We start from the raw sequence: 21,984 nt of genomic DNA on the forward strand, positions 1-21,984 counted from the left end.
GCGTCAGCTTCCGAGGTGCCCTAATGGCAGGGCCTGCCCCTGCTTGATGTCGCGGATCTGCACCGAGGTCCGGAAGTCGCCGATGACATCGAGCGGGATCAGCTTGTCCTGGACGAATTGGTTGTAGGCGTCGATGTCCGGCACGACGATCTTGACCAGGTAGTCATACGGGCCGGTCATGGTGCAGGCTTCGGTGACTTCGTCAAAGTTCAGCATGGCCGCTTCGAAGGTCTCGTAATTGACCTTGCGGGCTGGCTGGATCTTCACCTCGAGATAGGCGGTGAACATCAGGCCGAGGGCCCGCCGGTCCAGTTCGATCGAGCGCCGGCGAATGATGCCGTCCGCTTCCAGCCGACGGATGCGACGCCAGCACGGCGAGGCGGTCAGGCCGACCATGTCCGCGACGTCCGCAACGGAGCGACCCGCATCTTCCTGCAGGACTTCGAGTATTCTTACATCGATGGCGTCGATCTGGGCGCTCATCCCGGCCTCCGGCTTGGGTGTCAGGGCAAACTAGGCGAGCCCTTGGGGTTTGCGAACCCGGCACAAGCATCGCACCGGAATAGTAGACAAGTCCGGCCTATCCGCGTTAGACGCCCTCGCGCCCCGGCTTGTGCCGATGGTGCGCTGCCCGGCATGTACGGCCGATCATCCAGTGAGAGACCATGGCACATTCCGAACCGCGATTTCATGTACCCGCGCCGCACGCGCGCCCGGGCGACACGCCCGACTTCTCCCATCTTGAGCTGCAGCCCGCCGGCGAGGCCAAGCGTCCCGACCCGTCCGTGGACGGCCGCGAGACGCGCGATCTCGCCCTCGGCCTGATCGGCGTTCTCGACCACAACCACCAGGCGGTGGGTGATTGGGATCCCAAGCTCGACGCCGAGACCCTGCGCGAGGGGCTGCGCCACATGGTGCTGACCCGGGTCTATGACGAGCGCATGCAGAAGCTGCAGCGCCAGGGCAAGATGAGTTTCTACATGAAATCGACCGGCGAGGAGGCCGTCGCCGTCGCCGCCGCCATGGCGCTCGACAAGGGAGACATGGTGTTCCCGTCCTACCGGCAGCAGGGCATCCTGTTCGCCCGCGGCCGCGACATCGTCGACATGATGTGCCACTGCATCTCCAACAGCCGCGACAATCTCAAGGGACGCCAGCTGCCCGTCCACTACACCTGGGCCGAGGGCAATTTCTTCTCCATCTCGGGCAATCTGACGACCCAGTTTCCGCAGGCCGTCGGCTATGCCATGGGCAATCGCTACAAGAATGACGACAGCGTGGTCGCCAGCTGGATCGGCGAGGGCTCCTCGGCCGAGGGCGATTTCCACGGCGCCATGGTGCTGGCCTCGACCTACAAGGCGCCGGTCATCCTCAACATCGTCAACAACCAGTGGGCCATTTCGACCTTCCAGGGCATTGCCGGCGGCCAGGCCGAGACGTTCGCCCTCAAGGGCATCGGCTACGGTCTCGCCTCGCTGCGCATCGACGGCAATGACTTCCTCGCCGTCTACGCAGCCACCAAATGGGCCCGCGAACGCGCCCAGGCCGGCCATGGTGCCACTGTGATCGAGAGCTATACCTACCGTGCTGCGCCACACTCGACCTCGGACGACCCGGCCGGTTACCGCCCGAAGAACGAGAATGAGGCCTGGCCGCTTGGCGATCCGATCGAGCGCCTGAAGAACCACCTCATCGGTCTCGGCGAGTGGGACGATGAGCGCCACGCCGCCCTCGAGAAGGAGCTCGATGAGCTGGTCATCGCCTCCTACAAGGAAGCGGAAAGCCACGGCACGCTGCACGACGGTCCGCTGTCGCCGACCCACACCATCTTCGAAGATGTCTATGCAGAACCGGACTGGCGCCTCGAGCGCCAGCGCCGCGACCTGGGAGTTTGATCATGGCCAAGATGAACATGATCCAGGCCCTCAACTCGGCCATGGACAATGTCATGGAGCGCGATCCGGACGTGCTCGTCTTCGGTGAGGATGCCGGCTATTTCGGCGGCGTCTTCCGCGTCACCGCCGGTCTGCAGGAGAAGTACGGACTCGATCGCTGCTTTGACGCACCGATCAACGAGGCGGCCATCGTCGCCATGGCCATCGGCATGGCCGCACGTGGCCTCAAGCCGGTCGCCGAAATCCAGTTCTCCGACTACATCTTCCCGGGGCTCGACCAGATCGTCTCCGAGCTGTCGCGCATCCGCTACCGCACGGCCGGTCAGTTCACCACGCCGGTGACCATCCGCACGCCCTGCGGCGGCGGTATTCGCGGTGGTCAGACGCATTCGATGAGTCCGGAGGCCTTCTTTACCCAGATCCCGGGTGTCCAGGTCATCATGCCCTCCAACCCGTATGACGCCAAAGGCCTGCTCATCGCGGCCATGGAAAGCCCGGACCCGGTCATCTTCTTCGAGCCCAAGCGCCTTTATAACGGGCCCTTCGACGGCGACCCGGGCAAGGCCCTGTCGACCTGGGCCAAGCACCCGAAGGGCGAAGTGCCGGAGGAGCATTACTCGCTGCCGATCGGCAAGGCGGAAGTGGTGCGTGAGGGCAGTGAACTGACCATCATCACCTATGGCACGCTGGTCCACGTCGCCGAGGCCACGGCCGAGGCCGAGGGCATCGATGCCGAGGTGATCGACCTGCGTACCCTGGTGCCCTACGACATCGAGACCATTGCCCGGTCGGTCAACAAGACCGGGCGCTGCATTGTCGCCCAGGAAGCGCCGCGCACCTCCGGCTTCGCCGCCGAGTTGGCGGCCCAGATCCAGGAAGAGTGCTTCTACGCGCTCGAGGCGCCGATTCAGCGCGTCACCGGCTGGGACACGCCCTATCCGCATGCCCACGAATGGGCCTATTTCCCGGGACCGAACCGGTTCAAGAATGCCATGCGCGAAGTGCTGGAGGCCTGATCATGAGCGAATACCGCTACAAGATGCCCGATGTCGGCGAGGGGATCGTCGAGGCCGAAATCGTCGAATGGCATGTCAAGGAAGGCGACACGGTCAAGGAAGACCAGCACGTCCTCGATGTGATGACCGACAAGGCGACGGTGGAAATCCCCTGCGCCGTCAACGGCAAGGTGACCAAGCTGGTCGGTGAGCCGGGTGATGTCATCGCGGTTGGCACCGAGATCATGTTCATCGCCGTCGATGGCGCCGTGCCGGACGATGCCGAGGTAGAGGCCAAGGTTGCGGACGCCCCGGCCCAGGATGAGGCGCCCGCGGCCAAGGCTGACCCCAAGCCGGACTCCAAGCCGGAGCCTGCCAAGGCACAGCCGGCGGCCACAGCCGCTCCAGGCGTGGCGGCCCGGTCCGAAGGCGAGCGCCCGCTGGCCAGCCCTGCGGTGCGCAAGCGGGCCCTCGACGCCGACCTCGATTTGGGCGCCGTACCGGGCACCGGACCGGCCGGCCGCATCACGCACCAGGACCTGGATGATTTCATCGCCTCCGGCGGTCGCCTGGCCAGCAAGGTCGGCGGTGGTCCGGCGGGCGGCCGGGCCAAGCGGACCGGCGTCACCGAGGAGAAGGTGATCGGCTTGCGCCGACGCATTTCCGAGAACATGTCGCACGCCCAGCGCACCATTCCGGACATCGCCTATGTCGAGGAAATCGACGTTACGGCGCTGGAGGAGCTGCGCGCGCACCTGAATGCCACCAAGTCGGACGAGCAGACCAAGCTCACCTTCATTCCCTTCCTCGTCATGGCGCTGACCAAGGCCTTGCCGGAAACGCCCCAGGCCAATGCCCATTTCGACGGCGAGGCGATGGTGCTGACCAAGCATGACGCCGTGCATTGCGGGGTCGCCGCGGCGACGCCCAACGGCCTCATGGTGCCGGTCATCAAGCACGCGGAAAGCCTGGACATCTGGGACATTGCCGCGGAGCTGAAACGGCTCGGCTCTGCGGCCAAGGCCGGCAAGGCATCGAAGGATGAGCTCAGCGGATCGACGATCACGATATCGTCGCTCGGCGCCATGGGCGGCATTGTCACGACGCCGATCCTCAATGCGCCGGAAGTCACCATTATCGGCGTCAACAAGATGCAGGAGCTGCCGCGCTTCGACGCTGCCGGCCGGGTCGTGCCGCGCAAGGTCATGAACCTGTCGTGCTGCTTCGACCACCGTATTGTTGACGGCTATGATGCGGCGCTTCTGGTGCAACGCGTCAAGGGGTTGCTGGAAAACCCGGCGACGTTGTTCATGTGATCCAGGGGCCAGCGCGAGCGCTGGCCCTTTTTCAATCAGAGCTGACTGGCGGAAAACGTGTCGCACTGCGCCAGCTGCGGGTTTTCATAGCCGCGCATGAACCAGCGTTGGCGCTGTTCGGCGCTGCCGTGGGTGAAGCTGTCCGGAGTGACACTTCGCCCCGCCTGGCGCTGAATGGTGTCATCGCCAACGGCGCTGGCCGCGGCCAGGCCCTCCTGGATATCGCCCGGTTCCAGGATCGCGAAGCGCCGGTCCGCCCGCGCCGCCCACAGTCCGGCGAAACAATCGGCCATCAGTTCGACCCGAACTGCGGCGCTGTCGGGACCCGTCTGGGCGCCCTGTCGCGAGCGCTCCAGCACCCCCAACAGGTTTTCGACGTGGTGGCCGACTTCGTGGGCCAGCACATAGGCTTGGGCGAAGTCGCCATCACCCGCGCCCATACGCGCCAGCTCGTCATAGAAGCGGACATCGATATAGATGCGTTCGTCGGAGGGGCAGTAGAAGGGGCCGACAGCGGCGCTGGCAAAGCCGCAATCGGTCTGTGCAGCGTCAGAGAACAGGACGAGTTCGGGCTCGCGATAGGTCTGCCCGTTCTCGGCGAACACCGCCGACCACACGTCTTCAGTGTCGGCCAGGATGACGGAGGCAAACCGGGCGGCTTCTTCCGTCCCGGGCGGCGCTTCACCCTGCACCGCCTGGGGCTGGCTGCCGCTTCCGGTCAGCAGGCCGGCCACGGAGCCGATATTGCCGCCGGTGAAGAACACAAATCCCGCAATCAGGGCGGCGGCAACCAGCGCGCCTTTCCATCCGAAGACCCGGTACAGGAGGGGGAGGAGGGCAAGGCCGGCGCCCCGACCAGCACTCCGGTAGCGTGTGGCCCTGCGGTCAATTACATTCCGGCTGCCGCGTCGGCCGCGCCACTGCACCATCGCGATGTCTCCCTGATTGGTTGGTTGTTCAGGCAACGGTGCGCGCCGGGGGAAGTTCCCGCGTTTCAGTACGGCATCAGGGAAACCTCTTCAGGTCGGGTGCGTTGCATGCATATCAGCTCGCACGGGTAGGACCATGTCCAGATCAACCAGACTTGTCAGCCTGACGCTCGCCTTGCTGGCGTGGCCCGCCCTGGCCGGAGCGGCGGCTGCCCAGTCCGCACCGCCCGCGTGCCCGCCTGACGCGCATGGCTTGTGTGGCGCGCCGGGCCACGGCCAGCAGGGCGCACTCGAGCATGCCGGTGAGCGTGCCCCCTGGGATACGGACGCCTATCGTTACGGCGAACAGGTTTGGACCGACGCGGCACCGGCTGCCTGGGAGGACGATTTCGACAATCGCGAATACCTGGCGCGGCATGCCGGTTGGAACCGCCCGGCGGAGCACGCGAACCGCTCGGTGGGGGTGCCCGGAAGGGTCGTCAGCAAGCCAACCCCATCCCTCGAGCGGGGGGCGTCCTACCAGCTGGAAGAGCGCCTGATCGGCAATAATTACGTTGTCGTCCGCTCGCCGCGAGCCTACGGCCTCAATCCGGCTCCGCGCGGTCACTATTATGTCCGCACCGACGGAGAATTCCTGCTTGTTGAATCCGGCACCCAGCGGATCCGGGCCCGGCTGTCTTCGGTTGGCTAGAGTACCAAAAGGTCAGGCTCCAGCGCGTGTGGACCGGTCGTGAGGCGTTTCTGTTTGCGTCCGGAGGCCGGGTTCTGGGGCAGGCCGCTGGTCTGGTTCCGGCTGAAAAAAAACAGGCTTGATGGGTGGTCGGAAACTCTCCCGAAAAAATATGTCAGCGCTTGTCAACCCCAAATTCCCAAATTTTTTCCTTGAAAAATCAGAAGATATCGGAATCCGGAATTCGTTCCCTGCAGAACTGAAAATAAAATTGCGAACCGATCGGCCCTTTCATCGTTTCTTAATCACACGACGAATGAAAAGAAATGAAAGGTGGCCAAAAATGGAAAGCAAGACCCTGAAGATCAGCCTTCTGTCCTTCATTGCCGGTGTTGCTTTGCTTATGGCTCAGTACCCGGTCATTGGTTCTGCTCAGGCTAATACATCAAGTGTTGATGTTTACGTGGAGCGCGATGCGGCTCTTGTTGAGCATTATCGCGACGATCTGGCGCCTCCCATGCCCGGAAAAGCGACTGGCTGATCTAATACGAGGCAATCTCTACACAACTTTTTAATCGCGCCATGGCCATGCTTTGTCTTCGGACCCCTGCCGGAGGCAAGGCATGGCCAAAATTTCGACGTCCAGTTATCGCCGGGTATCGGACCATTTCGAGCCCGACCTGATCGAGGACCCGGCCGAACAGCGCAAGCGACGCGGCCATCTCGAACAGATCGACTACACGGTCTTTGCTGCCAACCAGGCGGTGATGAACAAGACCATCCATCACGTCACGATCGAGGATTTCCAGAACCTCGCCCTGACTGCATCCAAGGCCCGCAGCGCCTGGGTTGATGCGGCCATGTCCGCGGCGCGCAGCCGGTCCCCGCTCAGCGAGCAGGAAGTCGGTCGCCTGACGCATCTGAGATCCGCCTATGACGAGCTGACGGAAGCCTATGAAGCGATGCGGCGGATGGTCGAGCGCGGCTATCTCAAGTTCCAGCCGCCGGCCAAATAGGCAGTCCCGGTACAGCATGGCGGGATCGCCCCCCATCCTGTCAGCACCTCGGCCCGATCGGAACGAGATCGGGCGACGAGCGTTAGATTGCTAGCCCTGCACCTACCCGCGCCCGGCGCCGGCCGCAGCGATCCGCGGTCCCGTACACAATCGGCACCAAACCAGCACATGAGGGGCTAACAATTGCCGCATCGGCTCCCTAAATAGGTCTCGGGCCGGGGAATGAGGGTCTTTGCGCGCTCATTCGGCACCCGGGAGGGATAGGAAAACATCATGGCCAACGCACTTTCAGTCGCACTTTCCCCGGAACAGGGTCTGTCCAGCTATCTGGCCGAGATCCGTCGCTTTCCGATGCTGGAAAAGGACGAGGAATTCATGCTCGGCAAGCGCTGGCGCGAGCACGAGGATGCCGAAGCGGCCGAGAAGCTGGTGACGTCCCACCTGCGTCTCGTGGCCAAGATCGCCATGGGTTATCGCGGTTACGGCCTGCCGGTCGCCGAGGTGATTTCCGAAGGCAATGTTGGCCTGATGCAGGCGGTCAAGAAATTTGATCCCGACAAGGGCTTCCGTCTCGCCACCTATGCCATGTGGTGGATCCGCGCCTCGATCCAAGAGTACATCCTGCGCTCCTGGTCGCTGGTGAAGATGGGCACGACGGCCGCGCAGAAGAAGCTGTTTTTCAACCTGCGCCGCATGAAAAGCCAGATGCAGGCCCTCGACGAGGGAGATCTCAAGCCGCACCAGGTCGAGGAAATCGCCACCAAGCTCGGCGTCACCACTGACGAGGTCGTGTCGATGAATGGGCGGCTGTCTGGTCCCGACGCCTCGCTCAACGCACCGCTGCGCGGTACCGAAGGCGAAGGCCAGTGGCAGGACTGGCTGTCCGACGATCAGGCCGAGACGCAGGAAGAGGAACTGGTCCAGTCCGACGAGTTCGATACGCGAATGGAATTGCTGCAGATGTCGATGGGCGAGCTCAATGAGCGCGAACAACACATCCTGCAGGAGCGCCGCCTGTCAGAAGACCCCAAGACCCTGGAAGAGCTGGCTGATCACTACGGTGTCAGCCGCGAACGTATCCGCCAGATCGAAGTGCGCGCGTTCGAGAAACTGCAGAAGGCCATGAAGGCCATGGCCCGCGAGAGCGGCCTGCTCAACTAGCCCCTCTCGCCAGGCCTGTCGCGATCAGGAACTGGGCGCTGAAATAGGTGGTCCAGACCACCCAGTCGGCGCCCGGCCAGAGGTCTGTGAACAGCCGGACCGCCAGGACACTGTCGGACACCACGAAGATCAGTGCGCCGGCCACGGCCAGTGCCGGTGTCCGCGCCGTTACCGCCAGCACTGCCATGGTCAGGATGATGACCAGATAGGCCGATGCCGGCCCCCTGAGATCTGCGAAATACGGCTGCAGCCAGACCAGCATGACGATCCCGTAGGCGACCAGCCCGGCCGCTGCCAGCCAGCCCCATACACCGCGACTTCCCAGCGCGTGCCGCCAGCGCCACAACAGGGCGATATAGAGCCCGTGGCCGACGGCGAACGCCGCCATTCCGGCCAGGAGCAGGGGCGGCTCCAGAGCCAGCGCCACATCTCCTGCCGCACCCGCCAGAAGCGCCCATGCCAGCACCGGGTGGCGACGTCCCCAGGCATAGGCGGCCAGCAGGACGATGCCGGCCGCCTTGATGGCCACATCTGCGGGGTAGGGGGCCGAAATACCGAAACTGTCCAACAGATAGGCCAGCCCCAGACCGACGGAGCCAAGCAGAAGAGCGGCTTCGAGCCGGGTCTTGCAGATGGATGTGATGGTGATCATCGCGGCTTCCCCAAACCTCGTCTGCCACGCTAGCCTGTCACCGCAACGGCACAAGGGGGCAGGCAGGTTGAAAGCGGGATTGGTCATCATCGGCGCGCTGGTCGTCGCGTGCCTTGTCGCCACCGGTGCCAGGGCCGCACCGCCCCTTTCCTCGGTGGCCGATCTCGAACAGGAATTGCGCGCACGCCCCCATGCCGAGGATGAGGTGTGGCGCCGCATCACGGCCCGGGGGCTGCCCTTGCTGGACCGTCATCCCGACGATACCGACCTGTCCCGCATCACCTTTCTCTTTCGCGCCCCGCCCGGCACCCGGTCGGTGCGACTCGACAGTGTCGTCAATGCTGTCGAGCGACCCGGCCCGGTGACGGATTATGTCGCCGACTTCACCCTGCCCATGCGGCCCGTCGCGAACAGCTCGATCTTCGCCCTCACGCTCGACGCTCCGCGTGACCTTCAGGCAGCCTATTCCTTCCTGGTCGATGCCGGAGATGGCTGGCAGCGCCATACCGACCCGGCCAATCCCCGGCGCCTCGGCGGCATCGGCTCTGAGGCCGTCCTGGTGCTGGACGCGGCCGAGCCCGACCGGGCCCTGCGGCCGCGTCGGGACAGCGTGGAAAGGCGCGACCTGACGATTGACAGCCAGTCGCTGAAGCGACCTGTCCGGGTCAGGCTTCACCGGGCCGCAGGCGGCCATGAGCACTCTCCCGTCCTGATCCTCTATGACGATTTTCTCTGGGGCGTGCGGGCACCGGCATGGCAGATCGTGGCCAATCTGGCCGAGGCCGGCCGTATTCCGCCAACCCATGTGGTGTTGATCGATCAGCTCGACAGCGCCAGCGCCGGACAGCGTTATGCAGACCAGGCCGCCTTCATCGCCACGGAACTCCTGCCGGGGCTTCGGAGGGAAGCTGGGCTGGAGCCGCCGCGCCGGGCTGTCGTTGTCGGTGGGGCGTCGCGGCGGGGGCTGGCCGGCAGCATCGCGGCGCTCGCTCACCCCGACCGGATCGGCGGCGTGCTGTCGATGTCGGGGTCATTCTACTGGGCACCCGAGGGCGAAGCGCCGGAGTGGCTGCTGCGGGAGCTGGCGTCGCGACCGGCTGCGGACGCAGCCGCGCGGCCGCGTTTCCACCTCGCGGTCGGATCGCTGGAGACGGTCGTGACTGCCACCAATGCCGGCCATGTCATGATGGACGCCAATCGGCGCATGGAGGCGGGCCTGACCGAAGCGGGCTATGAGGCGGCTCTGGCGGTATATGGCGGCGGCCACGACGTCGCCGGATGGCGCCAGGCCCTGGTCGGCGGCCTGGTCGCCCTCATCGGCGACGCCGAATAATCCCTATTTCGGCGGTTTCCCGGGACCGCGCGGGCGCGGGCTCGAATTGCCGATCCGTCCGGCCTGGAAGTCTTCCAGATACGGCAGCCAGCCTTCCGAGCGGGCGGCGATGTAGATCATCGGGCCGCCCGGGTTGGAGCGGAAGTTGGAATCCGTGGCGACCACGAAATACTGGTCGCCTTCGCGGACCATGAAGGGCGAGCCGCTGTCGCCGCGCGTGGTGTCGCAATTATGGGCCATGGTGTTGTCGTCAAAGATCTCGACCATGGTGCAGCCCAGGTTTCCGGACAGGTGGGCGCCGGTATCCCAGCTATAGCCGCCCTGGAACAACTCGGCGGACAGGGCGGCCTCGGGGCCGCCCTCGGCGACCAGTCCGCGCACCCCGACATGCCCGAGCTCGGCGCCGAGGGGCTGGTCGATGCGCAACAGGGCCCAGTCGGTCCCGTCATGGTCGTCGGTCGAGGAGAACAGGTTCTCATCCCATTCCGGAGCGATGAAGAAGTCGATGACGCGGGCTTCCAGCGCGCCGCCGGGACGGTCGAAAGCGGTGCGGAACACGCCTCGCGCATCCGTGCGGCCCTCGTCATTGATGCAGTGCGAGGCCGTGACCAGGACATCCTCGCCGATCAGGGTCGCCGTACAGGCGCCGCCGGCGTCGAAGTCGACCTGTCCGATCACGCTCCACGGGAAGACTGCGGTGTCCATGAAGACCCGGTCGTCGCGGCCGAAATAATGGTCATTGATGCCGAGCGGCCGGTCACGACCGAAACAGTCGGCCCGGTCGGAGCGCTCTTCGCATGTGCCGTCACCCACGCCCGGTTCATTGCACACGCCGTCAAAGGCGGTTTCGCAGCTGTCATTGCGGAAGCGCAGATGAATCACGTCGCCGCAGTCCGACAGGTCGGTGGCCTGGGTGCAGGCGCCGGTGCCGAAACCCGGCTCGTCGCATTCGCCGTCATTGGCCCACTGGCAGGAATCATCTTCCACGCCGGTGACCAGGCGCCAGCAATCGGAATAGTCGGTGCCGGTCTCGCAAGCGCCGGTCCCGATGCCCGGGTCGTCACACTCGCCGTCATTGGCCCACTGGCAGGTGTCGTTGCCGGTATATCCGGCCGCCAGCCCGTCGCCACCACCCGGCTTGGGGGGCTTGGCTCCGGTCTGATGCAGGTAGCGACCAATCTCGCGGCTGCTCAGGCGGTCCTCGAGGGGAGCGCCGGCCAGCCCCGTGGTGTCGGCTTGCGCCCATACGGCACCGCTTGCGGCCAGGCTCGCCGCGATGGCGAGGGTCGCTGTGATCAACTGTCGATGCATGGCGGTCTCCTGTCCCCTGAAGCCCTTGTGCCACGCCCGCGGGCGATCCGCCAAGCGGCCATACAGATAAAGGGTGCGCAAGATGACTGGCGGATGAACACGGTATTCAACGCGGTCTCATGCGCGACCCGCTAGAACCTCGAGCAGATGGCAGGGTCCCCCGACCTGCCCGAGTTGAAGGAAAGAGCCATGATGCCCCTCAAATCTGTTGTGAGCGCGGCGGCCTTGGCGGTAGCCGGCACATTCGTTGTTGCGGGCCCGGCCAGCGCCGGTACCTGGTATGTAGATGCTTCGACCTGCCCCGATCTGCGCGAGGATCTGCGCGATCAGCGTCGCGGCTACGGACGTCAAAGCCTGCACGACCGCCGCGATCGGGCCCAGATCAACTGCCCGACCCGCTCGTGGAGCTATGAGCCGTCGCGCTGGGACGACCGCAGGGATTACCTGCGCGACGGTGCCCATAACGGATCGCCCGGCGTCATTCGGGTTGGTCGCGACGGTCGCTATTACCGCACCGGTCATTACGGCGAGCAGATCGCCGTTGATGTGCGCGTCTACACCTCACGCCCGCATGACCGCTACCGCTATCATCCCCGCGATCGCTATGATCGCTACAGCCGCTACGACCGCTACGATCCGTACGGCCACCACCGCTATCGCAATGGCAGCGGCGCCAGCATCACCTTTACCTTTGGAAACTGATGGGTGCGGGTTATCCGACCTGGAAAGAGCGCGGCTGCCGGCCGCGCTCTTTTCATATCCGGATATGGCCATCCAGATAGCTTCGGGCCAGACCCTTGAGGGTGACCGCGGTATCGTTGCTCTCTACCGAGAGGGCCCCGGGACGCGGGCCGATCTGCCGCGCCCGCAGCGTCGACTTTGCCAGGCGTTCGCTCCAGTACGGCCCGAGTGTGCAATGCGCCGACCCCGTCACCGGGTCCTCATCGACACCGGATGCCGGGGCAAAAAAGCGTGACACGAAATCACTTTCATCCCCGCGTGCGGTCAGTATGACATTGCAGCCAATGCGCCGCAGGGCACTGAAATCCGGCTGCGCCTGACGCACCGTCTTTTCGCCATCGACCACCCACATCTGGTAGTCCGCCCCGTGCAGCCGGTTGACCGTGAAGACGCTTTCCGGGTCGCCCGCGAAGCCCAGCGCTGCCCGCAACTCATCTGAGGGCTGACAGGGTTCATACCCGTTTTTCGGCAATTGCATGGCCAGCCCGTCATGCTCCCGTGTCACCCGCAATTCGCCCGACCGGGTCAGGAAGCGCGCTGTGGCGGAGTCCACTTTCTCCCCTTCGAACAGCACGGCTCCTGCCGCGAATGTCGCATGACCGCACAGGTCGACTTCGACGGACGGGGTGAACCAGCGCAAGTCCCAGCAATCCCCGCCGCGCGCCACGAGAAAGGCCGTTTCCGACAGGTTGTTGGCTTGGGCGATGCCAGCCAGCACAGCGTCTTCCGGAAACGCTTCCAGCAGGCACACGCCGGCGGGATTGCCGGAAAACGGCCGGTCGGGATCCGCAAATGCGTGAATCTCGAAATATGGAATACGGGTCATCGGCGCTTACCAGTGCTCGCTCGTGTGCGGCGTGTATTCGAGGAACAGGTCGGGGTCGCCCGCATCGAGCTCGGCGACCGTTTCGGCACTGATCGGCTCGCCACCGGCGATACTCGCGAGTTCGGCAGCGACGAGGCGGCGGGCCTCGGACTGCAGGCTGGCAATCTCTCGCGGCAGGGCGCGCCGCCAGATCTCGACCTCTGCCTCACGGGCGCCGAAGTCGTCGGGTCGCTCTTCGGCAGGCAGACCCTGCCAGGTGGCGATGTCGCGATAAGCGCGCGCCAGCCGCGTTGCCTCAGCCTCTTCGTAGATCTCGATCTCGACCAGCATGGCCTGATAGACCAGCGAGCTTTCCAGCAGGCCGATGCGCGGCGGGCCGCTCACCGCCCAGCGATCGAACCAGGCCCGCGCTTCCTCGACCGGCCGGGAGGCCGCGGTCGTCCAGTCACTGCGTTCATCCCGGTTGAGCAGGGTTTCCTCGCGCGCATCGATGACCAGCACCGTGGGCGTGGCATAGACTGCCGGCACACCGAAGCGCCGGGCCACGTCCTGGTTCTGGTCGCGCCAGCCGACATCGACATACCGGGTGACAAAATGCTGCTCCAGCGTCGCCGCCAAATGCGGATCGCTGAAGTGGTGCGCCAGGCCCCGGCTGTCATGACACCAGTTGGAGCCGAGGATGAGCAGCAGCCGCTTTTCCTCCGCCCGGGCTTCCTCAAGCGCCTGGTCCACCTCGGCCATGGCGCTGAAATTGCCGTCGAACGGGCGCGGATGCGCGTCATCAGCGAAGGCGGCTGGAGCGAACAGGGCCAGGCAGGCCAGGAGTGTGGTCAGGAAACGCATCAAATCGTCTTTCCGCTAAGCGTCGACAACAAAGCACGCACCTCTCATCGGCGCCACACCCTAGGCGGTGGCGAGTTCAGCCAGCCGCGCATACAGGCCCTGGTCAAGTGCCGAGAGTTCATCGTGTGTGCCCTGTTCGACCAGTCGGCCATTCTCGAACACCAGGATGCGGTCGGCATTGCGGATGGTCGACAGGCGGTGCGCGATCAGGATCGTGGTCCGCCCCGCCATCACTGCTTCCATCGCCGCCTGCACGTCGCGCTCGGTCTCGTTGTCGAGACTCGACGTGGCTTCGTCGAGCACCAGGATGGGTGCGTCGGCGAGAATGGCCCGGGCGATGGCTACGCGCTGCCGCTCGCCGCCCGACAACTTGACGCCCCGCTCGCCCACCAGCGTGTCATAGCCGGCAGGCAGGCGTTCGATGAAGCGATCCGCATGCGCCGCCCGGGCCGCGGCGCGGACATCGTCGAGTGTCGCCTCCGGACTGCCATAGGCGATATTGTCGGCAATCGAGCGGTGGAACAGGGCCGGGTCCTGCGGCACCAGGGCGATATGCCGGCGCAGTGAGGACTGGCTCACCGAGCGCACGTCCTGGCCGTCGATGCGCACAGCGCCGCCGCTCACATCGTACAGCCGTTGCAGCAGTTTCACGAAGGTCGACTTGCCCGAGCCTGTCGGGCCCACGAGGGCGACCTTCTCGCCCGGTTCGATGGCCAGCGAGAACTTGCTGTACAGTGGCCTCGTCTGCCCGGCATAGGTGAAATCGACCTTGTCGAAGCTGATCGCGCCCTCGCCAGGCTGGAAATCCGGTGCCCCCGGGCGGTCCGGCACATTGCGTTCCATCAGGTCGAACACGGCCAGGTCCTGGATCTCGTCCATGCTCTTCTGGACCTGCTGCACCTGTTCGCCGAAGCGTCGCATGTATCCCGACACGATCATGTAGGCGGTCAGTGCCGCCACCACGTCGCCGGCACTGGCGGCGCCGCGCGACCATTGCCAGACCAGCAGGCCGACCAGCGCCGCCTGCATCGACAGGTCGGTGACGATGTTGACCAGCCAGGAATTGACGAAGCGCAGCCAGGTCTTCTTGGCTTCCGCGCGCCAGCGCCAGGCCAGATCGGTGAAACGCTTGTCCTCGCGGGCCTCCGCACCGAAGCTCTTGACCGTGGCGATGCCGCCAATGGCATCCGCCAGGGCGCCACCGATCTCCGAGTCGAGCCGGTTGGAGCGCAGGTTCTGCGGCCGGATGTAGTACCGGCTCAGCGCGAGGCTGGAGGCGATGAAGGCGAACATGATCATCAGCACGACCCCACCGACCAGGGGCCAGCGCACCGCCATCAGGCTGGAGATGCCGAGCATCACTGCCACCGACGGCGCGATGCCGAAGAGCAGATTTATGGTCAACACGTCATAGGCCCACATGCCGCGGGTGATCTTGCGCACGACGGACCCGGCAAAGGTGTTGGCATGCCAGTCCAGCGAGAAGCGCTGGACCTTGGCGAAGGCCTCGCTGGTCAGGTCGGCCATGTTGGCCGAGGAGAACGGCACCTCGCAGCGCGACGCCAACTGGCGCAGGGCGTAATAGCCAATGGCCACGCCCATGTAGAGCGCAAAACTGCCCCACGGACTGCTCTCGGCCGGACCGGCGGCGAGGGCATCGATCAGCCGGCCGGCGGCGAGCGGGATCATCAGCTCGACCGCGGTTGCGGCGGCCATGAAGAAAATCATGCCGGTCAAAAGGGCAGGGCGGCGGCGCCATTGCCGCGCCAGATAGCGCAGAACCTGCCAATTGCTCAGCTCGCGACGGCGCGCCGCCTGTTCATCGGAAATTGCTGTGTCGTTCATGTCGGGCCAAGGATCCCGGTATCGGGATCCATCCTCATGGCGAGTTTCATCGGGGACGGGTCGGCAGTGCGTCGACGGGTCCGTGGGCCGGCCTCGCAGGCGAGGATGGCGGTCACGGCAACGGGTGGCGCACCGGCCACGCGTCTAGATGAAAGTGCTCACAGGTCAGCCCTCCGATGTTTCGGACCGCCCAGCCCTAGTCCTGCGAGCCGCCCGAGGCAAGCAGGCAGGTGCGGGGCCCGGCCGATTGGACCGCGCATCGTGTCCTTCAGGGCACAGCCCGAACAGGCGGTCAGCTCACGAGGTCATGCCCCGCCGCCTGCCAGGCGCCGGTCGATCCGAGATAAACATCGACCTCGTCCAGGCCGGCGCGCTGCAGGGCCGAGGCCGCCAGCGTGGCCCGGGCGCCGCTGGCGCACAGCACGGTGACGGGACCGTCCACTCCGACACTGCCGGGCGACTTGAGAACCTCGCCGACATAGCAGTGCCGGGCCCCCTCGATGTGGCCGCTCTCGAATTCGTCGATCGCGCGCACATCGAGCAGCATCCAGCCGCCCGGCTCGTTGAGCCGCCTGCGGACGCACTCGGTATCCACGGCGGGAAGCGTTGAGAACTCGGCCCCGCTGGCGACCGGGCCGACCACTTCGGTGGCCGCCCCGACGACATGCTCGAACCCGAGGCGGCACAATTGCCGGGCCGCCTGTTCCGCCTCCTGTCCGCTTCCGGCGACCAGCCCGATGCGCGTGTCCTGCTCGAGCATCCACCCCGCGAAGGAGGCGATCATCGGCAGGGGAAGGGACTGGCAGCCGGTCAGATGGCCGCCCTGGAACGCATTGACCGAGCGCAGGTCGAGGATGATGTCCGGCTCGCAGTCCCTGAGCTTGGGCCACGGCATGATCGTCGGCGCCGCGGGATGGGCACAGCGTCCCGGCGGGTCGAGATTGAGATCCTCCATCAGCCGGAAATAGGGTGGCTGGTAGTGGTGCTCGGCCAGCTTGGCCTCGATGAAGGCGTCACGATCACATTGCAGCCGAGGATTGTTGCGGCGCTCGTGCCCGAGCGTCGAGAACTCGCGGTCGGCCATGTCGCCGCCACAGGTCGATCCCGCCCCGTGGGCCGGGCACAGGATGACCTGGTCGCCCAGGGCAAGGATTCTCTGCAAACTGTCCCACAGCTTGCCGGCCACTTCGCGGGCCCGGTCCGGATAGAAGTCCGTGCGTCCGACATCGCCGACAAACAGGGCATCGCCGGTGAACACGGCCACCGCGCCGTCCGCGTAATCACAATCGGTCACGGCGATGGAGATGCTGTCCTCGGTATGGCCCGGCGTCTCCAGCACGCGCAGGACGAGACTGCCGACCTCGCGGCTCTCGCCGTCCTTGATGGTGCGCGCGTGGTGGACCGGTCCGTCGGCATTGGGGCCGTGCCACACCGGAGCACCGGTCGCCTCGGCCAATGCTGCCGCCCCGGTGACGAAGTCCTCATTGCGGTGGGTTTCGAAGATGTGGGTGATACGGGCACCCTTGTCCCGGGCCATCTCCAGGTAGCGTTCGATATCGCGCTGGGGATCGATCACGGCGCATTCGCCGCCGGCGCCAATCATCCAGGAGAAATGCGCCAGTCCGTCGGTCCGGATGCGTTCGAGAAACATGGGGTCCTCCTCTTGATCAGGGATTTGCGTTCACGGCCTCGAGCTGGGCCTTGGTGATGGATTGGCGAACCGCTGCATACTCGGCCCACGGATCGGCCTTGAGCTGGCTCAGGCGACGATCGATGGTGTCGACGGCATAGGCATTGCCACCAGTCATCCGCCCCAGCTCCTCCCAGCCGACCGGAGTGGCCACCGGCGCGCCTTCGCGGGCCCGCGGAGAGAATGGCGCGATCGCGGTGGCACCGTCCTGGTTGCGCAGCCAGTCGATGAAGATCTTGCCCTTGCGTTTGCTTTTGGCCGCCGTGGCGACGAAGCGGTCCGGGTCGGCCTCGGCAAGTTGCCGTGCGACGCCGCGGGCAAAGGCGCGCACATCCTGCCACGGGCGTCGACGTTCCAGCGGCGCCACCACATGGATTCCCTTGCCGCCGGTGAGCAGCGGGAAGGTCTGCAGGCCCAGCGTGTCGAGCACGTCGCGCACATCGCGGGCGGCGGCGCGCACCTCGTCGAAGCCCAGCCCCTCGTCCGGGTCGAGATCGATCACCAGCCGGTCGGGCCGGTCAAGCCGGTCCGCCCGTGCGCCCCAGACATGGAATTCCAGGGCTCCGAACTGGGCCGCCGCGATCAGGCCGGCCCGGTCCTCGATGCACATGAATGGGGCTGTTTTGCCGTCCGACAGCGTGACCTCGACGGACTTGATCGCCTCGGGCATGCCGTCGGTGCGGCGCTTCTGAAAGAAGCACTCGCCGGTGCGCCCTTCCGGACATCTCAGCAGGCTGACCGGTCGCCCCGCCAGATGCTCGAGCAGCCGGTCCGCGTGCGCATCCAGGTAGTCCGCAACCTCGGCCTTGCTCAGCTTGGCATCGGGGAACACGATCCGGTCCGGGTGCGAGATCGCGATGCCGGCAATCACCGGCGTGTCGGAGGGCGAGCTTTCGTCCGCCTCGGCCGCCGGCTCCGGTGTGCGCACTTCGTCCGCCGGCTTGTCGTCGCGCAGGCCGAGAAAGCTGGGATGCCGCAGCACGCCGTCATCGGTGCGCTCGGTATAGGCGATCTGGGCTACCAGTTTCGGGGTCAGCCAAGCCGCATCGGACGCCACCGAGCGCGGCACGTCGGCGAACGGTGCCGTCTTCCTCGCCAGCCGCCGCATGCGCGCCATCAGGCTGTCCAGCATGTCGTCGTCAAACCCGGTGCCGACGCGGCCGCGATAGACCAGTTCACCATCGATGTACTCGCCAAGCAGGAGCGAGGAGAACGGCCGCCCGGCCTTGTCCGAGGGCCGGTAGCCGCCGATGACGAACTCGTCATTGCCGACGCATTTCGACTTGATCCAGTCGCGCCCGCGGCCAGAACGATAGGGAGCGTCGGCGCGTTTCGAGATCACGCCCTCCAGCTGCATCTGGCAGGCATTCTCGATCACCGACTGGCCCTTGCCACGGATATGGTCGGAATAGCGGATACACGCACCGGTCGGCTTGAGGACGCGGGCCAGCGCCCGCTTGCGGCGGGTCAGCGGCTTGGCCCGGAAATCCTCGTCATCTTCCTGCAGCAGGTCGAACGCGAAATAGGCCAGCACCGCCTTGCCGCCCTTGCCGATGCCCTGCAGGGCTCCGAACCGGCTGCGGCCTTCGGAATCCAGCGCCGCCAATTCGCCGTCGATGATGGCCCGGCGCGCCTTGATCGCCTTCAGGCCCTGCGCGATGACCGGAAACCGGTGCGTCCAGTCCTTGCCATTGCGCGTCATGAGGCGAACCGTGCCGTCCTCAATCAGGGCCTGCATGCGATAGCCGTCATACTTGACCTCGTGCAGCCATTCCCGGCCTTGCGGAGGCGCATCCGCCAGCGTCGCCAGTTGCGGTTTGACGAAGCCGAGCTTGGTCCGGGCCATGCTTTCATCCTTCTCGATCGCCTCGAATCCGCGTCCGCTCACCACGCTCTCCGTCCAGGTCTCGATCGGATCAGTGGCCGGGTCGGCGGTGTCGTCCTTCTGCTTGACCAGCAGCCAGTTCTCGCGCTTGCCCGACTGCTTCTTCAAGCGGATGAGCGCGAAGCCGCCCCTCAGGCGTTCGCCGTCCAGGCTGAACTTCAGGTGCCCCTTGTCGAGCCCTTCCTTGGCATCGCCATCGGGCGACCAGGTGCCGCGGTCCCACACCATGACCGTGCCCGCGCCATAGCCCTTGGGAATGACACCCTCGAACGCGTTGTAATCGACCGGGTGGTCCTCGGTCCGCACCGCCAGGCGCTTCTCGGCGGGATCGAGGCTCGGCCCCTTGGTCACCGCCCAGCTCTTCATCACGCCGTCGACCTCCAGGCGCAGGTCATAGTGCAGCCGCGTCGCGTCATGTTTCTGGATGACGAAAGCCTGTCCGGTCGTGCGCGCGCGGCGTCCGCGCGGTTCCGGCGTCTCGTCGAAATTGCGCATTTCATTGTAGCGCTCGAGCAGGTCGCGCTTCTTGGCCAATACTGTCTCCTAGCTGGCTTTCTTCTTGGCAGGCGCGGACCTCGAGCGCGACTTCGCCTTGCCCTTCGAGGACTTCTCGACGCTCTTCTTGAGCGCGGCCATGAGGTCGACGACCTGTCCGCCGCCCGATCCCGCCGGGCGACTGTCGTCGGAGCTGACGCGTCCGGCCTCCCGCTTCTCGTCGATCAGGTCTTTGAGGGCGCTGAAATACTGCGACTGGAAGGCCTCCGGCTCGAACGGCGCGGTCTTGCGGTCGATCAGTTCGGTGGCCAGGCCCAACATGTCCTTGTCCGCCTTGAGCTCGGGGATCTGGGCAAAGATCTGGTCGCTCTCGCGGATTTCGTCGGCATAGCGCAGGGTTTCCAGCAACAGCCCGTCGCCGCAGGGCTTCACGGCGATGATGTGGTCGCGGCCGCGTACCGCCATCTGCCCGAGGCCGACCTTGCCGGCCTTGCGCAAGGCTTCGCGGATGACCGTAAAGCCTTCCGCCGCCACCTCGTCGTCTGCAGGCACCACATAATAGGGCTTGGCGAAATAGCGCGGGTCGATCTCGTGATGTTCGACAAACTGCACGAGCTCGATCGACGACCGGCTCTCCAGCTTGAGGTCGTCCAGCTCGTCAGGCTCGATCAGGACATACTCGTCCTTGTCGATCTCGTAGCCCTTGACGATGTCGTCGCTGTCGATCGGCCCGATACCGGGCGCGGTTTTCTGGTAGCGCACGCGCTTGCCGGACGGTTTGTGAATCTGGTGCAGGCTGAGCCGGCTGGAACTCTGGGTCGCCGAATAGAGCTCGATCCCGATCGCCACCAGGGACAGCCGGAGATACCCCTTCCAGTATGCGCGTGCCATGTCGTGTCCCGCTCTGCTAGCTGGGAGAAAAACCCGCAGCCGGTGCAGAAGGTTCCGAAACTCGCGCTCAGGCGGAGAGGTCGGGGATGCAGCGCGCTTCCAGTTCGGCCCGCAGTTCGTCGCCGACCGGGGCAATGCGGCGGTTGTCCAGATCAAGCGGGGCGGCGACGCCCTCCATGGTCCACCACGGATGGCCTGAGGCCGGGTCGAGCACCCAGTGGACGATATTGCGGACCTTCGGGCCGATCGATTTCAGGCCGGAGCGGACCATGAAGCTGTCGCCCGCACGGGGCCAGCGCGCGGGCCGGATGTGACACTCCAGCAGGGCCGATGCGATGTTGGCCGGGCGACCTTCCCGGTGAGCGCTGAAATCCTCGGGGAAAGCGGCCTCGAAATTGGTCACGCTGTCGGAGATGCGGCCGAGCAGGAACTCGCTGCACAGGACACCGAACCCGTCCATCTCCGCTTGGCTGAAATGGCCCCGTCCGATACGGCTCAGGCCGAGGTCGTCGGCCCGCGCCCGGCTGGCGGTGATCTCTGAATTCGCGAGGCTCAGGCCGCGCGGCCCCGCGTCGGGAAACGCCTCGATCTTCAGCCGCTCGGCCTGGGCGGCAAACCGGTTCGGCCAGGCGAAATCGACGCCCTCATTGGGCTCGGCATGCCCGACGACGATGCGGTACAGGGCCGCGATCCTGTCAGAACCGGAATGACGCATGACCAACTGGATGGTGGCCTGGTCCTCGGCAATGTCGAGGAAGCCGCCGGTGATGTAGAGCGGGGCGCCGGGTCGGGCCTCGGCGACGAACCGGATGTGGATGTCGCGCGGGATGAGGGTCGCCGTGGCGCTGGGGTGGTAGACCCGGCCCAGTCCGGCCTCAGCCGCCAGCCATCCGATCGCCTCGCTGGCCTTGGCCAGGTAGAAGCGCACATTCATGTGGCCCAGCTCGTCGCATTCCCAGGCGTTCACCGATCCGCGCCACAATTCGATCATTGCTCTTCCTCGTTGGAGTCCGGGCCGCCAAGGCCCTCGGGATCGTCAGGTGCTGCAGGCCGCGCACAGGCCGAAATGCTCGACGACCGAGCGCTCGACGGCAAACCCTTCCGGCGGCCGGGTCGACAGGCCGCCGCCATGGCGCTCATGCACATTTCCGCACTGGGTGCAGATGAACAGCTCGGCGGCCCCGGCATCGTGCGTGTGGGCACAGCCGACGAAGGCGCTGAGCGCTTCGACCTTGTGCACCAGGCCAGCCGCGACCAGGAAATCGAGTGCCCTGTAGACCGTGGGCGGCTTGGCCGCTCCCGGGCCGGGCTTGAGCGCCTCCAGCAGGTCATAGGCCTTCACCGGGCCATCCGAACTGAGCACAAGCTCCAACACGCGGCGCCGTACCGGCGTGAGTTTCTCGCCCCGCTTGAGGCAGTGGGTCTCGGCAGCCTCAAGGGCGTGGTTCAGAGAATCAGTCGTCATCTTGCAGATATTTAATCGCTCCCGG

At 65.5% G+C, this 21,984-nt stretch carries 21 protein-coding genes; 9 read left to right on the forward strand and 12 right to left on the reverse strand.

Annotation, left to right across the window (positions count from 1 at the left end; genetic code table 11):
* Positions 1–3: 3 nt before the first annotated feature.
* Positions 4–483, reverse strand: a complete 480-nt coding sequence (locus tag ACXYMR_RS10760) for an Lrp/AsnC family transcriptional regulator (protein WP_458942862.1) — start codon at positions 481–483, stop codon at positions 4–6.
* A 182-nt stretch (positions 484–665) separates the two neighbouring features.
* On the opposite strand from ACXYMR_RS10760, the gene ACXYMR_RS10765 reads away from it, so the two are divergent.
* Genes ACXYMR_RS10765 through ACXYMR_RS10775 form a run of 3 tightly spaced genes read left to right on the forward strand, consistent with a single transcriptional unit; the run spans position 666 to position 4,206 of the window.
* Positions 666–1,895 (forward strand): thiamine pyrophosphate-dependent enzyme, encoded by a 1,230-nt coding sequence (locus tag ACXYMR_RS10765; protein WP_458942863.1) that lies wholly within the window; start codon positions 666–668, stop codon positions 1,893–1,895.
* 2 nt (positions 1,896–1,897) lie between these two features.
* Positions 1,898–2,911, forward strand: a complete 1,014-nt coding sequence (locus ACXYMR_RS10770) for an alpha-ketoacid dehydrogenase subunit beta (RefSeq protein ID WP_458942864.1) — start codon at positions 1,898–1,900, stop codon at positions 2,909–2,911.
* Between the two features lie 2 nt (positions 2,912–2,913).
* Positions 2,914–4,206, forward strand: a complete 1,293-nt coding sequence (locus tag ACXYMR_RS10775; RefSeq protein WP_458942865.1) for a dihydrolipoamide acetyltransferase family protein — start codon at positions 2,914–2,916, stop codon at positions 4,204–4,206.
* A gap of 35 nt (positions 4,207–4,241) precedes the next feature.
* Here the strand turns inward: ACXYMR_RS10775 and ypfJ are convergent, their stop codons facing one another.
* The gene (gene ypfJ / locus ACXYMR_RS10780; protein ID WP_458942915.1) at positions 4,242–5,132 is read right to left on the reverse strand and encodes a KPN_02809 family neutral zinc metallopeptidase; all 891 of its coding nucleotides are present in this window, start codon (positions 5,130–5,132) and stop codon (positions 4,242–4,244) included.
* Between the two features lie 139 nt (positions 5,133–5,271).
* Between ypfJ and ACXYMR_RS10785 the strand changes: the two genes are divergently transcribed.
* The 4 genes from ACXYMR_RS10785 (at position 5,272) to rpoH (ending at position 7,982) form a co-directional block, all read left to right on the forward strand.
* Positions 5,272–5,826 (forward strand): RcnB family protein, encoded by a 555-nt coding sequence (locus ACXYMR_RS10785; protein ID WP_458942866.1) that lies wholly within the window; start codon positions 5,272–5,274, stop codon positions 5,824–5,826.
* Positions 5,827–5,977: 151 nt separating this feature from the next.
* On the forward strand, positions 5,978–6,346 hold the full coding sequence (locus ACXYMR_RS10790; protein WP_458942867.1) for a hypothetical protein: 369 nt from the start codon (positions 5,978–5,980) through the stop codon (positions 6,344–6,346).
* A gap of 82 nt (positions 6,347–6,428) precedes the next feature.
* Positions 6,429–6,821, forward strand: a complete 393-nt coding sequence (locus tag ACXYMR_RS10795; protein WP_458942868.1) for a hypothetical protein — start codon at positions 6,429–6,431, stop codon at positions 6,819–6,821.
* Positions 6,822–7,094: 273 nt separating this feature from the next.
* Positions 7,095–7,982, forward strand: a complete 888-nt coding sequence (rpoH, locus tag ACXYMR_RS10800; protein WP_458942869.1) for an RNA polymerase sigma factor RpoH — start codon at positions 7,095–7,097, stop codon at positions 7,980–7,982.
* Here the strand turns inward: rpoH and ACXYMR_RS10805 are convergent.
* A complete protein-coding gene (locus ACXYMR_RS10805) occupies positions 7,975–8,634 on the reverse strand; it encodes a lysoplasmalogenase (protein WP_458942870.1) in 660 nt (219 codons plus the stop codon). The two genes, rpoH and ACXYMR_RS10805, sit on opposite strands and share 8 nt — an antisense overlap.
* Before the next feature lie 67 nt (positions 8,635–8,701).
* Here ACXYMR_RS10805 and ACXYMR_RS10810 point away from each other — a divergent pair, with 67 nt between their 5' ends.
* Positions 8,702–9,967 (forward strand): alpha/beta hydrolase, encoded by a 1,266-nt coding sequence (locus ACXYMR_RS10810; protein WP_458942871.1) that lies wholly within the window; start codon positions 8,702–8,704, stop codon positions 9,965–9,967.
* A 3-nt stretch (positions 9,968–9,970) separates the two neighbouring features.
* Here ACXYMR_RS10810 and ACXYMR_RS10815 read toward each other — a convergent pair whose 3' ends face one another.
* Positions 9,971–11,278 (reverse strand): trypsin-like serine peptidase, encoded by a 1,308-nt coding sequence (locus tag ACXYMR_RS10815; protein ID WP_458942872.1) that lies wholly within the window; start codon positions 11,276–11,278, stop codon positions 9,971–9,973.
* Positions 11,279–11,467: 189 nt separating this feature from the next.
* Here ACXYMR_RS10815 and ACXYMR_RS10820 point away from each other — a divergent pair, with 189 nt between their 5' ends.
* Positions 11,468–11,980: a hypothetical protein gene (locus ACXYMR_RS10820; RefSeq protein WP_458942873.1), complete on the forward strand. Its 513-nt coding sequence runs from the start codon at positions 11,468–11,470 to the stop codon at positions 11,978–11,980.
* 52 nt (positions 11,981–12,032) lie between these two features.
* Here the strand turns inward: ACXYMR_RS10820 and ACXYMR_RS10825 are convergent, their stop codons facing one another.
* The 8 genes from ACXYMR_RS10825 to ACXYMR_RS10860 form a co-directional block, all read right to left on the reverse strand.
* Positions 12,033–12,845, reverse strand: coding sequence for a PhzF family phenazine biosynthesis protein (locus tag ACXYMR_RS10825; RefSeq protein ID WP_458942874.1), 813 nt, complete (start codon positions 12,843–12,845; stop codon positions 12,033–12,035).
* Positions 12,846–12,851: 6 nt separating this feature from the next.
* On the reverse strand, positions 12,852–13,688 hold the full coding sequence (locus ACXYMR_RS10830; protein WP_458942875.1) for a thioredoxin family protein: 837 nt from the start codon (positions 13,686–13,688) through the stop codon (positions 12,852–12,854).
* Positions 13,689–13,748: 60 nt separating this feature from the next.
* Positions 13,749–15,533 carry an ABC transporter ATP-binding protein gene (locus ACXYMR_RS10835; RefSeq protein WP_458942876.1) on the reverse strand — a complete coding sequence of 595 codons (1,785 nt, stop codon included), beginning with the start codon at positions 15,531–15,533 and terminating at the stop codon, positions 13,749–13,751.
* A gap of 292 nt (positions 15,534–15,825) precedes the next feature.
* On the reverse strand, positions 15,826–17,184 hold the full coding sequence (locus tag ACXYMR_RS10840; protein ID WP_458942877.1) for an MBL fold metallo-hydrolase: 1,359 nt from the start codon (positions 17,182–17,184) through the stop codon (positions 15,826–15,828).
* 16 nt (positions 17,185–17,200) lie between these two features.
* Complete coding sequence (gene ligD, locus ACXYMR_RS10845) at positions 17,201–19,642, reverse strand: DNA ligase D (RefSeq protein WP_458942878.1); 2,442 nt, start codon at positions 19,640–19,642, stop codon at positions 17,201–17,203.
* 9 nt (positions 19,643–19,651) lie between these two features.
* On the reverse strand, positions 19,652–20,494 hold the full coding sequence (ku, locus tag ACXYMR_RS10850) for a non-homologous end joining protein Ku (protein WP_458942879.1): 843 nt from the start codon (positions 20,492–20,494) through the stop codon (positions 19,652–19,654).
* 67 nt (positions 20,495–20,561) lie between these two features.
* Positions 20,562–21,485: a thioesterase family protein gene (locus ACXYMR_RS10855; RefSeq protein WP_458942880.1), complete on the reverse strand. Its 924-nt coding sequence runs from the start codon at positions 21,483–21,485 to the stop codon at positions 20,562–20,564.
* A 45-nt stretch (positions 21,486–21,530) separates the two neighbouring features.
* Positions 21,531–21,959, reverse strand: coding sequence for a transcriptional repressor (locus ACXYMR_RS10860; RefSeq protein WP_458942881.1), 429 nt, complete (start codon positions 21,957–21,959; stop codon positions 21,531–21,533).
* Between the last annotated feature and the right edge of the window lie 25 nt (positions 21,960–21,984).

This window comes from Maricaulis sp. CAU 1757 (assembly GCF_054482675.1).

Excerpts from the sequence above, each read along its gene's own strand:
- ACXYMR_RS10760 (WP_458942862.1), bottom strand. The coding sequence starts at position 483 with ATGAGCGCCCAGATCGACGCCATCGATGTAAGAATACTCGAAGTCCTG.
- ACXYMR_RS10765 (WP_458942863.1), top strand. The coding sequence starts at position 666 with ATGGCACATTCCGAACCGCGATTTCATGTACCCGCGCCGCACGCGCGC.
- ACXYMR_RS10770 (WP_458942864.1), top strand. The coding sequence starts at position 1,898 with ATGGCCAAGATGAACATGATCCAGGCCCTCAACTCGGCCATGGACAAT.
- ACXYMR_RS10775 (WP_458942865.1), top strand. The coding sequence starts at position 2,914 with ATGAGCGAATACCGCTACAAGATGCCCGATGTCGGCGAGGGGATCGTC.
- ACXYMR_RS10785 (WP_458942866.1), top strand. The coding sequence starts at position 5,272 with ATGTCCAGATCAACCAGACTTGTCAGCCTGACGCTCGCCTTGCTGGCG.
- ACXYMR_RS10790 (WP_458942867.1), top strand. The coding sequence starts at position 5,978 with ATGTCAGCGCTTGTCAACCCCAAATTCCCAAATTTTTTCCTTGAAAAA.
- ACXYMR_RS10795 (WP_458942868.1), top strand. The coding sequence starts at position 6,429 with ATGGCCAAAATTTCGACGTCCAGTTATCGCCGGGTATCGGACCATTTC.
- rpoH (WP_458942869.1), top strand. The coding sequence starts at position 7,095 with ATGGCCAACGCACTTTCAGTCGCACTTTCCCCGGAACAGGGTCTGTCC.
- ACXYMR_RS10805 (WP_458942870.1), bottom strand. The coding sequence starts at position 8,634 with ATGATCACCATCACATCCATCTGCAAGACCCGGCTCGAAGCCGCTCTT.
- ACXYMR_RS10815 (WP_458942872.1), bottom strand. The coding sequence starts at position 11,278 with ATGCATCGACAGTTGATCACAGCGACCCTCGCCATCGCGGCGAGCCTG.
- ACXYMR_RS10820 (WP_458942873.1), top strand. The coding sequence starts at position 11,468 with ATGATGCCCCTCAAATCTGTTGTGAGCGCGGCGGCCTTGGCGGTAGCC.
- ACXYMR_RS10825 (WP_458942874.1), bottom strand. The coding sequence starts at position 12,845 with ATGACCCGTATTCCATATTTCGAGATTCACGCATTTGCGGATCCCGAC.
- ACXYMR_RS10830 (WP_458942875.1), bottom strand. The coding sequence starts at position 13,688 with ATGCGTTTCCTGACCACACTCCTGGCCTGCCTGGCCCTGTTCGCTCCA.
- ACXYMR_RS10835 (WP_458942876.1), bottom strand. The coding sequence starts at position 15,533 with ATGAACGACACAGCAATTTCCGATGAACAGGCGGCGCGCCGTCGCGAG.
- ACXYMR_RS10840 (WP_458942877.1), bottom strand. The coding sequence starts at position 17,184 with ATGTTTCTCGAACGCATCCGGACCGACGGACTGGCGCATTTCTCCTGG.
- ku (WP_458942879.1), bottom strand. The coding sequence starts at position 20,494 with ATGGCACGCGCATACTGGAAGGGGTATCTCCGGCTGTCCCTGGTGGCG.
- ACXYMR_RS10855 (WP_458942880.1), bottom strand. The coding sequence starts at position 21,485 with ATGATCGAATTGTGGCGCGGATCGGTGAACGCCTGGGAATGCGACGAG.
- ACXYMR_RS10860 (WP_458942881.1), bottom strand. The coding sequence starts at position 21,959 with ATGACGACTGATTCTCTGAACCACGCCCTTGAGGCTGCCGAGACCCAC.